The sequence below is a fragment of the Aquamicrobium segne genome, from assembly GCF_042656785.1.
Classification (GTDB): domain Bacteria; phylum Pseudomonadota; class Alphaproteobacteria; order Rhizobiales; family Rhizobiaceae; genus Mesorhizobium; species Mesorhizobium segne.
Map to the genome: position 1 here is coordinate 1 of NZ_JBHSLL010000016.1, position 13,936 is coordinate 13,936.

The 13,936-nt window shown below is 55.4% G+C and carries 12 protein-coding genes and 1 pseudogene; 8 read left to right on the forward strand and 5 right to left on the reverse strand.

The window, feature by feature from the left end; genetic code table 11:
• Nucleotides 1–148 precede the first annotated feature (148 nt).
• The 8 genes and pseudogenes from ACFPLB_RS06485 to ACFPLB_RS06520 form a co-directional block, all read left to right on the forward strand.
• Nucleotides 149–259: pseudogene (locus tag ACFPLB_RS06485) on the forward strand (IS5/IS1182 family transposase); the annotation flags it as partial.
• A gap of 12 nt (nucleotides 260–271) precedes the next feature.
• Nucleotides 272–1,462, forward strand: a complete 1,191-nt coding sequence (locus ACFPLB_RS06490) for a TonB-dependent receptor plug domain-containing protein (RefSeq protein ID WP_378228618.1) — start codon at nucleotides 272–274, stop codon at nucleotides 1,460–1,462.
• A gap of 41 nt (nucleotides 1,463–1,503) precedes the next feature.
• On the forward strand, nucleotides 1,504–1,917 hold the full coding sequence (locus ACFPLB_RS06495) for a hypothetical protein (protein ID WP_378228561.1): 414 nt from the start codon (nucleotides 1,504–1,506) through the stop codon (nucleotides 1,915–1,917).
• Nucleotides 1,918–2,199: 282 nt separating this feature from the next.
• Complete coding sequence (locus tag ACFPLB_RS06500; protein ID WP_378228562.1) at nucleotides 2,200–2,988, forward strand: iron-siderophore ABC transporter substrate-binding protein; 789 nt, start codon at nucleotides 2,200–2,202, stop codon at nucleotides 2,986–2,988.
• Nucleotides 2,985–3,965 (forward strand): FecCD family ABC transporter permease, encoded by a 981-nt coding sequence (locus ACFPLB_RS06505; protein ID WP_378228563.1) that lies wholly within the window; start codon nucleotides 2,985–2,987, stop codon nucleotides 3,963–3,965. Before ACFPLB_RS06500 ends, ACFPLB_RS06505 begins: the two co-directional genes overlap by 4 nt.
• A gap of 1 nt (nucleotide 3,966) precedes the next feature.
• The gene (locus ACFPLB_RS06510; protein ID WP_378228564.1) at nucleotides 3,967–4,974 is read left to right on the forward strand and encodes a FecCD family ABC transporter permease; all 1,008 of its coding nucleotides are present in this window, start codon (nucleotides 3,967–3,969) and stop codon (nucleotides 4,972–4,974) included.
• On the forward strand, nucleotides 4,971–5,753 hold the full coding sequence (locus tag ACFPLB_RS06515) for an ABC transporter ATP-binding protein (protein WP_378228565.1): 783 nt from the start codon (nucleotides 4,971–4,973) through the stop codon (nucleotides 5,751–5,753). The genes ACFPLB_RS06510 and ACFPLB_RS06515 overlap by 4 nt, the downstream gene beginning before the upstream one ends.
• A 104-nt stretch (nucleotides 5,754–5,857) precedes the next feature.
• Nucleotides 5,858–6,676, forward strand: coding sequence for a glycosyltransferase family 25 protein (locus tag ACFPLB_RS06520; protein ID WP_378228566.1), 819 nt, complete (start codon nucleotides 5,858–5,860; stop codon nucleotides 6,674–6,676).
• 73 nt (nucleotides 6,677–6,749) lie between these two features.
• Here ACFPLB_RS06520 and ACFPLB_RS06525 read toward each other — a convergent pair whose 3' ends face one another.
• From ACFPLB_RS06525 to ybgF, 5 genes are all read right to left on the reverse strand, one after another.
• Complete coding sequence (locus tag ACFPLB_RS06525; RefSeq protein WP_378228567.1) at nucleotides 6,750–7,484, reverse strand: outer membrane protein; 735 nt, start codon at nucleotides 7,482–7,484, stop codon at nucleotides 6,750–6,752.
• A gap of 254 nt (nucleotides 7,485–7,738) precedes the next feature.
• Nucleotides 7,739–9,088 carry a phosphoglucosamine mutase gene (gene glmM / locus ACFPLB_RS06530; RefSeq protein ID WP_378228568.1) on the reverse strand — a complete coding sequence of 450 codons (1,350 nt, stop codon included), beginning with the start codon at nucleotides 9,086–9,088 and terminating at the stop codon, nucleotides 7,739–7,741.
• A gap of 260 nt (nucleotides 9,089–9,348) precedes the next feature.
• The gene (ftsH, locus tag ACFPLB_RS06535) at nucleotides 9,349–11,286 is read right to left on the reverse strand and encodes an ATP-dependent zinc metalloprotease FtsH (RefSeq protein ID WP_378228569.1); all 1,938 of its coding nucleotides are present in this window, start codon (nucleotides 11,284–11,286) and stop codon (nucleotides 9,349–9,351) included.
• Nucleotides 11,287–11,390: 104 nt separating this feature from the next.
• A complete protein-coding gene (gene tilS / locus ACFPLB_RS06540) occupies nucleotides 11,391–12,743 on the reverse strand; it encodes a tRNA lysidine(34) synthetase TilS (RefSeq protein ID WP_378228570.1) in 1,353 nt (450 codons plus the stop codon).
• On the reverse strand, nucleotides 12,737–13,807 hold the full coding sequence (ybgF, locus tag ACFPLB_RS06545) for a tol-pal system protein YbgF (protein WP_378228571.1): 1,071 nt from the start codon (nucleotides 13,805–13,807) through the stop codon (nucleotides 12,737–12,739). Before ybgF ends, tilS begins: the two co-directional genes overlap by 7 nt.
• Nucleotides 13,808–13,936 lie beyond the last annotated feature (129 nt).

Here is a 13,936-nt window from a genome sequence, read left to right on the forward strand (position 1 = left end):
TCAACTTCGCAGCAACATGCTACTTGGCCGCTATCTGCATATGGTGGTCATGATTGAGTCTCGACCCTAGGTTGTGGTGACGATTTAAGGTTTTGGGATTCCCATCCGGTCGCAAATCAGATTCAACGCTGATTTTGGGAGATCGGCGATGGACTGTGACGCACTTCGGGACGACCAGTGGGAACGGATCAAGAGCTTGGTGCCGGGCGGCACCAAAGGCAAACGCGGCCCGCGCACCGACAATCGCAAGTTCCTCGACGGAAATGGCCCGATGGGCGAAGCGTCGGGCTGGACGTCAGGAGAAGAAGGTGCGTTCCGTTACTTCGTCGGCGGCCAGTATCAACGCCGACGCATCAATGAGAGCAGCGGCGAGCTTGAATTTGATGGGGATGGCGCACCTGACGGCGGCTCCTGGCAAGATCAAGAGCGTACCTTTGATGAGTTTTTTGGAACCGGGCGGTTTGAATATGATCTGACGGATGCCGATACCCTGATCTTTTCGCCAACATTCTCGTCGTCCAAAGAAAACCGGGTACAGAGCAGCTTCGACTGGGATGACGATCACACAATATTTGAAACCCGCAATGATGAAACGCGCAATCGAAAGCGCCAGAGTTTTGCCGGCTATACGGAATGGCAGCATGAGTTTGACAATGGTATCCGCTCACGGATTTTCTTTGACTATCAGACGGGGTTCGAGACGACGCGCAGGGTCGGCCACAAGTATGATATCGATCCGGCGGGCAATCCTGTCAGCACGCCAAAGCTGACATTGAGAGATGCCGAGATTGATCTGGAGCGATTTGCTCCGGGCATGGTTTTCAACGGTACTACCGGGATACACTCATGGGAGGCCGGGCTTGGAACCTCACGCAACACCAGGAGTGAAAACGAAGACAAGGACGGAGTCTTTGTAGGTGACAGGACCTTCGACGTTGAGGAGAAGATTCACTACGGTTATCTTTCGGACAGCTTCTCGCTGCTTGGCCCCGACCTGATGACAGTTGGCGTTCGTCTTGAGAACAGCCAGACAGAAACCACCGATATTACGGGTGGCAAGCACCGTATCAATGAGATGGCCGTCAATCCGTCACTTCAGTACAGGTATAGCGTCAACAATGACCTGGATCTTCGGCTGGGCATTGCCCGCACATTGCGGCGTCCTGACTTGCGCGATCTCACTCCAACCCTGAAAGATGGCAAGGGAACAATTGTCAGTCCGCATAAACGGGGCAATCCTGAAACTGCTCCGGAAAAGATCTGGGACATCGATGCTGGTGGCGAGTGGCACATTCTTGATGGCACCGGCATTGTTTCCGCCAATTTTTCGGTCGCCGTTTCACCGATAAGATCGAGGATTTTCTTTATGAGGAATCCGGGGAATGGATTTCCACGCCGCGCAATGTCGGCGATGGTGTCCTCTATGGTCTTGAGGCAGAAATTCGCTCATCCCTCGATTTAGCAAACCTGCCGAATCTGACCTTTTTCGCCAATGCGACGGCCATGAAAAGCCGGCTCGACGACGAGCTTACAGGGCAAACACGCCGTTTCAGCGATACACCGAATTTCGTGTCCAATATTGGTCTCGACTATTACCTCGAGGACTGGAAAACGACGTTCGGCGTGAACCTCAATACGGTCTATGGTTATTCACAAAGCATTGATCAACTGACCGCAACGCCCGGTGAATTTGAGACGGTTCACACGTCATTTTCTTCGCTCAATCGGCTGGATCTGAGCATCAAGACCGAGATATCGGAGAATTTCAGTCTTGCTTTCAGCGCAACCAATATCCTTCGTCCGACGGATAGGCGCACCATAAAGACCTTTGATGCAAATGGTGACCTGAACGGCATCATCAAGACCAAAGAGCCTTCATACAGTGCGTATTTCATACGCGGGACCTACACCTGGTAGAAGATTTGGCGCATGCTCAACAGGGTGGCAGGACGTGCAGGATACGCGAAGGGCATAGTGATATATGCTCTTGTCGCCTTGCTGACGGCTGCGCCTTTGCATGCGGGGCAGGAACTGCCCCGCATCACTCCGGCAACTAGAGCATTTTGCAGTCAGATGGAATCATCTGACGTCGCAGAAATGCGGCTAAAACAAGAGATTAGAGCATTTTCCCGTTTCTGTGAAAACAGGAAATGCTCTAATGGAAAGCTTTCAGTTGAACATGAGGCAGGCACCACCCTGGTGCCTGCATCCCCTGTCCGTGTCGTGGCGCTGCACACGATATTTGCCGAGGCGATGCTCGTCTGCGGTATTGTGCCGGTTGGAACGGTTGTACATGGTCAGGCCATACCCCGGCACCTTAAAGCAGAGCTACGTGATGCCGTTTCTGTCGGGCAATCGTCGGCGCCGGACTTTGAAGCGATACTGGGGCTTGCCCCCGATCTCATTCTTGCAACGCCAACGGCACAGCGTGACAGCTATCCTCTCCTCCAGGCGATTGCCCCGACTGTTCTGCTTGAAGAGCCGGGTGCGAACTGGCGTGAGTGGTTGCGCGCTGTAGGGGTAATGACCGGCTGCCAGGAACAAAGTGACAAGGCCATTGCTGCTTATGATAAGCGCGCCCTTGAAATCCGCGAAAGGCTGCAAGCCTCTCACGCGGGTGAGACGGTGCTGCTGCTGCGGGTCCGTGACAAGCATATACGGATTTATGGTGGCGCTCGACGTTCCGGCCCGGTGCTGTTTCATGATCTGGGACTGACGCCGCATTCTCTCGTGCCCATGGCGGAGAACAACCTTGTCATCTCGAATGAAATCATTCCGCAACTCACGGCAGATCATATCTTTTTGATGGTCGAGGACCAGGCACGCATGCAGGGTTTGCGTGATACAGTGCTTTGGAACGCTTTGCCTGCCATACGCAATGGACATGTATATGAAGTCGACATCGAGCCATGGAACCAGTCGAATGGCCCGATAAGCTTTCGCCGCATCATTGAAGATGTCGCTCGCAATATGCTGGGTGACGATTGACAGCCATACGCAGCGCCACGCTTCTGATTGCAGCCATATTGCTTGGGGTGAGTTTTCCGGCTTCGCTGGTCTTTGGCGCTGCCGAGATTCCGCTGGATGTCATCATCGATGCAATGCTGAGGTTCGACAGCAGCAATGCCGATCACCTCGTGCTTTATGATTTCCGTTTCCCGCGTGCCGTTGCTGCTTTGATGGTTGGCGCAAGTCTTGCGGTGGCTGGTGCAATCATGCAGGGCATGACGCGCAATCCCCTGGCAAGCCCGTCACTTATGGGGCTGAATGCAGGATCAGGGCTGGCGCTGGTCATTGGCCTTGTTTTCTTTCCCTCGATTGGCTTTACCGGCCTTGTCATGCTTTCATTTTTGGGAGCCTTTCTGGGGGTGACGCTGGTTTACGCCATTGGCGCGTCTCACACTGGTGGCCTCGGGCCTGTGCGGCTTGCCCTTGCCGGAGCTGCTGTTTCGGCCCTGCTTGGCGCGGTGACCAGCATTATAGTCATCTATATGGCAGCGGCACAGGATGTCCTGTTTTACACCGCTGGCGGCCTGCAAGGTGTGCGATGGCCACAACTCGCCCTCGTGCTTCCCTGGCTTGCAGCCGGTCTTGTCGGCGCCATGGTTCTTTCCCGCGCTGTTACACTGCTGTCTCTGGGCAACGACGTGGCGGCAGGGCTTGGCGCCAATATCTGGCTTGCTCGTATTGGCGGGGTTATCGTTACTCTGTTGCTAGCCGGTTCTTCAGTCGCTCTTGCCGGGGGAATAGGATTTGTCGGGCTGGTCGTTCCGCATATCGTGCGGATGCTGCTTGGTCCGGATTATCGCTGGGTAATCCCGGGTGCGGCCCTGTTCGGGGCAATATTGCTGGTCAATGCCGATCTGGCGGCGCGTATGCTCAATCCACCCTACGAAACTCCGGTTGGCCTGATAACAGCCTTGATCGGGGTCCCGTTTTTCCTGTGGCTGGCGAGACGCTACTGATATGCGGGATGCAAAACTGCGCCTCAGTCTGATTGCCATCCTGCTGCCATGTGCGGCTCTTGCCAGCCTGCAATTTGGTTCATACTCCATTTCCCTGCTCGACAGTGTGCGAACTTTTGCCGGATACGGCACGGCCCAGCAGGAGCTTGTGCTGTTTTCTATCCGGTTGCCGCGTATTTGCGTCGTAATACTGGCTGGTGCTGCGCTGGCGCTGAGCGGGGCAACACTACAGGCGACCTCGCGCAATATACTCGCAGACCCTGGCATCATCGGCCTGACATCGGGTGCAGGGCTGACTGTCATCCTTCTGCTCTATGCCCAGCAGGAGGGCATCGGTCTGCCGTTTCTGTCAAAACCACTGGCTGCGGCATGTGGAGCGTTCGTTGCATCGCTGCTCGTTTATGGACTTGCCGTGAGGCGGGGAAGCCTCGACCCTGACAAGCTTTTATTATGCGGCATTGCGGTCAGCGCCGGCCTGTCGGCCGCCACGCTGGTGATATCCCTTCGGCTGGACCGCAAACTCTATGAACTGGCCGTGGTCTGGATGTCCGGGTCAACCGCAGGAAAGGGCTGGCATGATGTGTGGATGATGCTGATATGGCTTGTCCCGCTGATGCCTCTGCTCCTGATGCAGGCAAAGGCGCTCGACGTCTTGATGCTGGGCGACACAACAGCAAAGGGCCTCGGCCTTGATCTGGAAACCCGCCGTCTTTTCCTGCTTGTTCTTGCTGTCGGCCTTGCAGGAACGGCTGTTGCTGCTGTTGGCGGCATTGGTTTCATTGGCCTTCTGGGAGCGCATATCGCGCGCCGGATTGCCGGTCCTACCCATGCTTTGCTTCTGCCTGCCGCTGCTGCTGTCGGGGCCATATTGCTGGTTTTGTCTGATACAGTCGGGCGGACCATGCTTGCGCCGGTCGAGGTGCCCGCGGGTGGGGTCGTGGCGCTGATTGGCGCACCCTATTTCCTCCACCTGATGACGCGATCCCGGAAAAGGTTTGCCGCCAAATGACGATTGATATCCGGGACATCACATTTTCATATGCAGACGAAACCGTTCTCGATGATTTGAACCTTGCAGTTCCCAATGGCCGGATTACTGCTTTGGTTGGCCCCAATGGTTCTGGAAAAAGCACACTCCTGCATGTCATCTCCAGAATACTTGCTCCTCGTACTGGCATTGTATTGGTTGACGGGCGCAATATTCATCAAATGCGAACGCGCGAGGCGGCAAGGCAATTGTCGATCCTGCCACAAATGCCGGAAGCACCTGACGGATTGACCGTTGAAGATCTGGTCGCCTATGGACGCTTTGCGTGGCAACGCCCTTTGATGCCGCTTGGACAAGGAGACAAGGATCAGATCGCGCTGGCCATCGAGCTAAGCGGAATGACCCATCTGGCGAAAAGACGGCTTTCAGAATTGTCCGGTGGCCAGCGTCAGCGTGCATGGATTGCGATGGCGTTGGCGCAAGATAGCGCTGTCATGTTGCTCGACGAGCCAACCACCTTCCTCGATATTGCTCATCAATTCGAGGTTCTTTCCCTGTTAAGGAAACTCAATTCAGAAAATGCAAAGACGATCATAGTTGTGCTGCACGACCTGAACCAGGCGGCGGCCTTTTCCGATGATCTTGTCATCCTTAAAGCCGGGACGATACTCGGATATGGTCCCTGCGAAGATGTGCTGACTGCGGAAATAATTTCTGAAGCCTTCGGGATTAATGTCGATTTTGCAATCGATCCGAAGACAGGCCGAAAAATCATTATCCCGCGATCGGTAATCGCCTGACAAAAAGGTCTGACTTGGCCGCATTCATTTCATGCCTGTGTGGCAGCGCCTTCATCTTGTTTGCGTGCACAAAACTGAAATCATTGCGCGCCCCGGTTTGAATTATGCAGATTGATTGGCGCTGGAAATCTCTTGTCCGCTGGCTTATAAATTTAAAAATATTTCCTCCTTGCGCAGTAGTCAAAGAATTGCAGATACCAATAGTCTTGATCAATCTGGATCGTTCTGTGGATCGATTGGCCGCAATTGAAGAGAGTGCTGCCCAGTTCGGCCTGTCCATATCCAGAATTCCTGCAGTTGACGGGCGCATTCTTACAGAAGAGCAGCGCAAGATCATTGATCTTCGCAGGTTTCACGCCTTCAACGGCAGGCATGTGATGCCATCAGAGATCGGCTGTTATCTGAGCCATATCAAGGCTTGGCATGTGATTGCCAATGGCGCTGCCCCGTTTGGCGTGGTGTTGGAAGACGATGTGCGGTTCACCGAGGACTTCAAGCCGGTGATCATGGCTCTTGCAGAAGCTGACGGCTGGGGGATCGTCAAGCTGGTTAATCATCGCGCCAGAGGGTTTATTCGCGCACAACGCCTGTCGAATGGCTATGCCCTTGGTCGATGTTTGCATGGCCCTCTTGGAAGCTCAGCCGCTTATGCAATCAGCCGACAGGCTGCGGGTCGGCTGCTTGAAACCATATCCGACATGGTTGTGCCTGTTGACGTCGAACTTGAACGCGGTTGGGCGCATGGAGCAAAATTTTATACGCTTGATCGGCCTGTTGTGCGGCTGTCTGGCGCAAAAAGTACGGTCACCGCCGATGTGGGATCATACCGAACGACGAAGTTTCCCTTCTATCGCCGCTGGCGCACCTTGATCTATCGGGCCGTGAATTATGCACAGCGCGTGATTTATGCCGCTTCCCGCTGAAGCGCTCCAAGTTTTTGTTTTAGCTGTATTTATGCTGCGCCAGATGGAAGTGTCTGGCGTGGCATAAATGATTTTACCATAGATCGTAGCGCAGGCCGACCTTGACCTGATGGCTGTCAACGCCCTTGCGCAGGGCAAGACCTGTATCTGTTATGGAGATGTATTTGGCATCTGGTGCTGACAGATATTGATAGCCCAGATCAAGCACCAGATTGTCGGTAATCTGATAGGCAGCCCCTGCATTGAGCGAATAGGCAAAGTTGTATTTGTTTTCCTTGCCGCTAGCAGACAGTGTGCCTGTATCATCCGTATAGGTTGCAGAGCCGCTGTTGCGTGACTGCATTACCCCGATGCCAGCGCCGATATAAGGCGTTATGCCCACATAGGTGCCAAGATCGACATAGCCATTGACCATTGCCGTCCAGGCACTGCTTTTGACGCGCGCCGACAGATTGCTGTCATCCGTCCCGCCCCACACTTCCGCCTTACTGCCCGGCAGCCAGCCAAGATTGATGTCACCGCGCAGATTATCATTGAAATGATAGCCGAAGCCCAGGCTGGCAAAGGACGGTTTTTCACGTCGTGAGAAGCCAAAACCGGCAACATCAATATCAATATGCTTATAGCTTTTTTCCGGAAGATAGGCGACATCACCGCGCAGATACCAGCCCGAGCCAATCTCGACCGGCACATATTCGGGGGCCTCCTCAATAAAGACCGGCGGGTCGTAATCGGCTGCCAATGCCGCTGGCGCTCCCGCAATAGATGTCGCTGCAAGCGCCAGAGCGGCGCAAATCCTGAATTTCATGTCACCAACTCCCAAGGTTGGCGCTGGTTGAAAAGGTAAACCCCAGCCGCCTTTCAAGAGAGCATTGTTAACCATGGTGGTTAAATCAGCGTTAAGCCTAACAAAAAGTAACGGCTTTTTTTTGATGCGTGGCCTTGCGCAGGTAAAAATGCCCGGCACAGGGACGGGCATTTTTTAAGCCTGTCTTTATCTCGCAACTGGTTCCAGTTTGGGAGACAGGCTTTAAAACAAAGGTTTAGAGTATTTCATCCGTCTCAGGCGGCGTTCTGGTTTTTTGACAGGACATCGACAATATCGTCCACCACCGTTTCAACCAGCGCCGCATCATCACCTTCGGCCATGACGCGGATCAGCGGTTCGGTGCCTGAAGGGCGGATAACCAGCCGCCCCTTCTTGCCCAGCCGGTTTTCGGCTTCGGCAATGGCTTCCTTGACCTGCTTTGCCTCCAGTGGTGCGCCGCCGGAAATACGCACATTCTTGAGCAATTGCGGCACCGGCTCAAATTTTTTGGCCACTTCGCTGACGGGCTTGTTCTGGCGCTTGATGCAGGCCAGCACTTGCAGGGCGGAAACCAGACCGTCGCCGGTGGTGGAAAAATCCGACAGCACGATATGGCCGGATTGTTCGCCGCCAACATTGAGACCATTGGCGCGCATATGCTCCACCACATAGCGGTCGCCTACCCTGGTGCGGTGTAGTTCAAGGTCCAGCCCGGTCAAAAACCGCTCCAGCCCCAGATTGGACATGATGGTGGACACCACGCCTTTGCCGGTGAGGCGTCCGCCCTGATGCCAGGATTCGGCAATCAGCGCCATGATCTGGTCGCCATCGACAATATCACCATTCTCATCAAGAATAACGACGCGATCGGCATCGCCATCAAGCGCAATGCCGATGTCAGCGCGCACTTCATGAATTTTTTGCCGCAGGCTGTCTGTGTGGGTCGAGCCGCATTCCTTGTTGATGTTGAAACCATTGGGGTCATCATTGATGGCGATCACCTCTGCCCCCAGTTCCCAAAGGGCAGCCGGCGCCACCTTATAGGCAGCGCCATTGGCGCAATCGATGACAATGCGAAGGTCCGACAATGACATGGAGCGTGGCAGCGTGCGCTTGGCAAACTCAATATAGCGGTCATGGACACCATCAATGCGCTTGGCCCGGCCCAGCGCATCCGGGTCAGCCAGCGCCATTTCCAGATCACTGTCGAGCATGGTTTCGATACGCGCTTCAATCCTGTCGGAAAGCTTGTAGCCATCGGGACCGAAAAGCTTGATGCCATTGTCCTGATAAGGATTGTGCGAGGCTGAGATCATCACACCCATATCGGCGCGCAATGAGCGCACCAGCATGGCGACAGCAGGGGTCGGGATTGGCCCCAGCAAAAACACATCCATGCCCGCAGCACACAGGCCCGCAACCATTGCATTTTCGATCATATAGCCGGAAAGACGGGTATCCTTGCCAAGCACAACGCGGTGACGATGGCTGCCGCGCTGGAAGGAAAGGCCCGCCGCCATGCCGACGCGCATGGCGATTTCCGCCGTCATCGGAAATTTATTGGCGCGCCCCCGGATGCCATCAGTACCGAAATAACGTCCCATAGATAGTTTCCCCTGCGCGCAAATAGAGCCTGAGGCATCAAATTGCCGGATAAGTATATTTTCTTAAAGCCTGTCTCCAGACCCTAGAGCATTTTGTGAGTACAGATGGAACCATCTGAAGCAAGCACAATGCGGCTAAAACAAGAGCTTAGAGCATTTCATCCGTTTCCGTGAAAACAAGAAATGCTTTAGAGAAAAAAATGCGGCAATACAAATGCAAACGCCGCGCATTGGCGCGGCGTTTGCGGGTGAGGATAAAATCAGTTCTGTGGCTGGGGCTCCATGCCACTATCTGATTCAGGCCCTTTCTTCTTGCCCCTGGCGGTTCCGCCAGCCTTGGGAACGGCCGAGCCCCGGCTGGTTGGCGTATCATCGCCAAGATCGCGTGACGGCTTGTTGCCCGCCAGCAATTCGCGGATTTCATCGCCCGAAAGGGTTTCATATTCTAGCAGACCTTCGGCGAGCGCGATCCAGTCGTCATTTTTCTCCGTCAGGACCTTGCGGGCGCTTGTGTAAGCCTCATCGATCAGGCGGCGAACCTCGGTATCGATGATCTGCGCGGTTTTTTCCGAAATGTTTTGCTGGCGCGCAACCGAATGGCCAAGAAACACCTCTTCCTGATTGTCGCCATAGGCAACCTGCCCAAGCTGATCGGAAAAGCCCCAGCGCGTGACCATGGCGCGGGCCAGTTTGGTAGCCTGCTCAATGTCGGAGGATGCACCTGAAGTGATGTTTTCCTTGCCGAATTTCAGCTCTTCGGCGACGCGCCCGCCCATCATGATCGCCAGACGCGAAATCATGTAGGTGTAACTCATCGAATAGCGGTCGCCTTCGGGCAGTTGCATGACCATGCCAAGCGCGCGGCCACGCGGAATGATGGTTGCCTTATGCAGCGGGTCAGCCGCCGGCACATTGAGCGCCATGATGGCATGACCGGCTTCATGATAGGCCGTCAGTTCCTTTTCAGCCAGAGTCATGGCGGTGGAGCGCCGCTCCGCACCCATCAGGATCTTGTCCTTGGCATCCTCAAATTCCTGCATGGTGACAAGGCGCTTGTTGCGCCTTGCGGCCATCAGGGCAGCCTCATTGACAAGGTTCATCAGATCTGCGCCGGAAAAGCCCGGTGTGCCGCGCGCCATTATTTTAAGATCGACATTGGGAGCCAGCGGCACATTGCGCACATGGACCTTGAGGATTTTTTCACGACCGATGACATCCGGGTTGGGCACCACAACCTGACGGTCGAAGCGGCCCGGACGCAGCAGCGCCGGGTCAAGCACGTCAGGACGGTTGGTGGCGGCGATCAAAATGATGGATTCATTCGGCTCAAAACCATCCATTTCAACCAGAAGCTGGTTGAGCGTCTGTTCGCGCTCATCATTGCCGCCGCCAAGGCCTGCGCCACGATGGCGACCAACCGCGTCGATTTCGTCAATGAAGATGATGCAGGGCGAATTCTTTTTGGCCTGCTCGAACATGTCGCGCACACGGCTGGCGCCGACACCGACGAACATTTCGACGAAGTCAGAACCGGAAATGCTGAAGAATGGCACATTGGCCTCACCAGCAACTGAACGGGCCAGCAGCGTCTTGCCGGTGCCGGGCGGGCCGGTCAGCAGAACGCCGCGCGGAATTTTACCGCCAAGGCGCTGGAATTTCTGCGGATCACGCAAGAATTCAACAATTTCCTCAAGGTCCTGCTTGGCTTCATCCACGCCTGCCACATCGGCAAAGGTGACGCGGCCATGCGCTTCAGTCAAAAGCTTGGCCTTGGATTTGCCAAAGCCCATGGCCCGGCCCGAGCCGGACTGCATCTGGCGCATGAAGAAAATCCACACGCCAAGGATCAGGATCATCGGCAGCCAGGACAAAAGATAGCCAAACAGTGAATTGGAACCGTCGCTTTCAGGGCGCGCATTGATGGTCACGCCCTTGTCTTCAAGCCGCGACACCAGATTTGTATCGCCCGGTGAATAGGTCTGGAAGCCGGTTGTTGCATCGCCAAAAGAGCCGCTGATGCGATTGCCGGTAATGGTGACGCTTTTAACGCGACCGGACTCCACATCCTGCAAAAACTGCGAATAGGGAATGTCAGTCGCAGCTCCGCGTGTCTGCGGCGTCTGGAACAGATTGAAAAGCGCGATGAGCAGGACGGCTATGATCGCCCAAAGCGCAAGGTTGCGGTAGTTCGGATTCATCAGTTGTCCTGTTGGCGGCGCACCAGGCGCGCATCATTTGTGAAAAGCTTTCGCCTAACATAGGTAGCCTGCATCCCCTTGCCAAGCAAAAGCGCGACAAACGGTTAAGGCCTGCCAATATGGTTTTTTAGTGCTGAAAATAACCGTGGCAATGCAGGAAATGGCTTTGCCCCCACCAGTTTGGCCAAAACACCGGCTGAGTGAAGATCAAAATCCGGCAAAAATCCGGCAAAAGGCGCAATGAGAGGCAAGGCTGCGACATTTTTTCCCGGAAAAAACTGTGCAGGTTGTGTGCCAAGAGCCGCCTGCACAAGACGATCGGGCAGATGAGGAAAAATGCTTTTGCTTTCTGTGGCCAGAGCAGCAGCATGTGTGTCGTGGTTTGAAAAACGTATCCTGTAGCGCCCGTCCCAGATTTGGCCATCTTGAAAAGAACCATCGGTTGTGAGCGGCCGGGGCAGATCACGCAACTCACGCAGCAGGAAAATGCCGCTGCGCCTTGCATCAATCAGGGTGCGCGCCAGCGTTGCCCGCCGCATAGTGCCCTGTGCCAGCCCCTCCAGCAGGGATTGGACCCTGCCAGGATCAGGCAGGTGCGAAAGCCCGCCAATCGTGGCAAGCAACAGCCGCAGCGCATGAAGAACAGCTTCACGATCGGGTGCAAAAAGAAGGGCGCGTTCCAGATGAAACAGTCCCGGAGCCGGTTGCAAGGCGTGATGGGCAATCAGGCTGGCTGTGCGCATATCAAGGTCGCGCCGCCGGTTTGCAGCCTGTACGGCCATCTGAATGGCGGACAAGACCTGTTGCTCGTCAAGCCTGGAGCGCACCCGTGGCCGCTCATAAGTATGGTCTTCATTGGTGGGGTCATCAATCCAGTCGACTTTGCGCGCCGTCAATAGTGCGCGTAAAGCCTGACGGCGGGTGCTCAGAAAAGGGCGGGCAATCCAGATGTCGCTCTCAAACAGGGTAAAAGGCGCCATTCCGGCAAGGCCGCGGTTGAAACCACTGCTTTGGCCACGCTCGCGCCGCATGGTCACCGTCTCGGCCAGATCATCTGCGGTGTGGCCGGTCAGGATGATGCCAATATTGTTGGCGCGGGCAAGCTTGGCCAGAAGCCGGTAGCGCATTTTGCGCCCCGCGGCAGGAATGCCGGTCTGTGGCTTTGGCCCGTCCCAGATTAAAATATGGTGTTGAATGCCCAGTTCGGTACAAAGGCTTGCAACCTTTAACGCCTCGTCATGGGAGACGGCGCGCAAGCCATGATCAACCGTGGCGGCAATGAGTTTTGCCTGCGGCCAGCGGGCGCAAAAATAGTCATGGATCAGGATCAGCAGTGCGGTGGAATCGCTGCCACCGGAAATGGCGACAATCGCACCATTGGAAAAGTCGGTATTGAAAAAATCCGTCTTGAAAAAAACGTCAGAGGCGCGGTTCGGACGGACGCCTTGTGTCAGCACGAGGCGAGCGCCCGCTCCTGCTTGACCCGTTCTTTCAGGGCGGCGGAGGCATCAGGATAGCGCTTGTCAACTTCGGCAAATGTTGCGCAGGCAACATCGCGCTGCTGTAAACCGGCCAGCGAAACACCGAGCTTGAGCAGCATGTCAGGGGCCTTGCGCGCTTTGGGATAGTTCTTGCCGGCATTCAGAAAGGTTTCGGCTGCCTCGCGATATTTCTGTTGCCCAAGAAGGGCCTCTCCCAGCCAGTAATGGGTGTCGGCGGCATTGTCATCTTGCGGAAACCGCTCGATCAATTGACGAAACCCGGCTTCGGCGGTGCCATAGTCGCCTGATAAAATGAACTGGTAGGAATTGCGGTAAAGCTCTTGCGGGTCGTTGGTCTGCGGCAGGGCGGCAATCTGTGTGTCAGCCTGTGTGTTGTCGGCCTGTGTATCGGGGCTGCCTGCCTGTTGGTCTTGCGGGGCAACTGTCGCCGATTGTGTTCCCGCACCCGCATCGATGACATTGCCATCCTTGTCAACGGTGATGGTGCCAAAAGTCCGTGGCGGCGCGCCGGGAATGAGCTTGCCGGGTTCACCATCGCCAGAATCAATGATGATATCTGCCCCCGAACCCCCGGCAATAGTGCCGGAGGTGTCCCCGGCAACACTGCCGGAGGTGTTATTGTGATCGGCGGCACCCGCCACCGCAGCAGTGGAATTGCCCGTGCCAGTATCGGTGCGCTTTTCTCCGCCATCTTCAAGCTGCTGGAGGCGGAACTCATTGTCCTCCTGCTGCTTGCGGATCTGCTCCTGCATTTGCAGAATCTGGAAATTCAGCTCCTCGACCTTGCCATTAAGGGCGCGGATCTGCTCTTCCAGTCCGGTCATTCCGCCGCTTTGGGCAAGCTGATAGCTGCCTCCCATGTCAGCCTGACCGGACAGTGCGGGCAATTCCACGCCCGAAAGTTTGAAGTTGAAGCCGCCACGCTCTGGCGCTGTCTGTCCGTTTGCGCTGGCCATGATGGCCGAGCCGGTCAGGAGCAGCGCTGCCAGTGTGCCGCTCAGAAATGTTCTAAGGTGCATGAGCCTCTCGCCATTGAGTAAAACCCGGTTTCTTTCCGGCCTTCGGAATAAAGACCGGATGAACTGCTTTAACAGGGCGCGAGACTTCGGCCAAATTTTGTTTAACGTCATTTTACAATAAAAAAAGGC

What these genes read in the sequence shown, in the direction of transcription:
- ACFPLB_RS06490 (WP_378228618.1), top strand. Translation starts at nt 272, where the DNA reads ATGGGCGAAGCGTCGGGCTGGACGTCAGGAGAAGAAGGTGCGTTCCGT.
- ACFPLB_RS06495 (WP_378228561.1), top strand. Translation starts at nt 1,504, where the DNA reads ATGAAAAGCCGGCTCGACGACGAGCTTACAGGGCAAACACGCCGTTTC.
- ACFPLB_RS06510 (WP_378228564.1), top strand. Translation starts at nt 3,967, where the DNA reads ATGCGGGATGCAAAACTGCGCCTCAGTCTGATTGCCATCCTGCTGCCA.
- ACFPLB_RS06515 (WP_378228565.1), top strand. Translation starts at nt 4,971, where the DNA reads ATGACGATTGATATCCGGGACATCACATTTTCATATGCAGACGAAACC.
- ACFPLB_RS06520 (WP_378228566.1), top strand. Translation starts at nt 5,858, where the DNA reads ATGCAGATTGATTGGCGCTGGAAATCTCTTGTCCGCTGGCTTATAAAT.
- ACFPLB_RS06525 (WP_378228567.1), bottom strand. Translation starts at nt 7,484, where the DNA reads ATGAAATTCAGGATTTGCGCCGCTCTGGCGCTTGCAGCGACATCTATT.
- glmM (WP_378228568.1), bottom strand. Translation starts at nt 9,088, where the DNA reads ATGGGACGTTATTTCGGTACTGATGGCATCCGGGGGCGCGCCAATAAA.
- ftsH (WP_378228569.1), bottom strand. Translation starts at nt 11,286, where the DNA reads ATGAATCCGAACTACCGCAACCTTGCGCTTTGGGCGATCATAGCCGTC.
- ybgF (WP_378228571.1), bottom strand. Translation starts at nt 13,807, where the DNA reads ATGCACCTTAGAACATTTCTGAGCGGCACACTGGCAGCGCTGCTCCTG.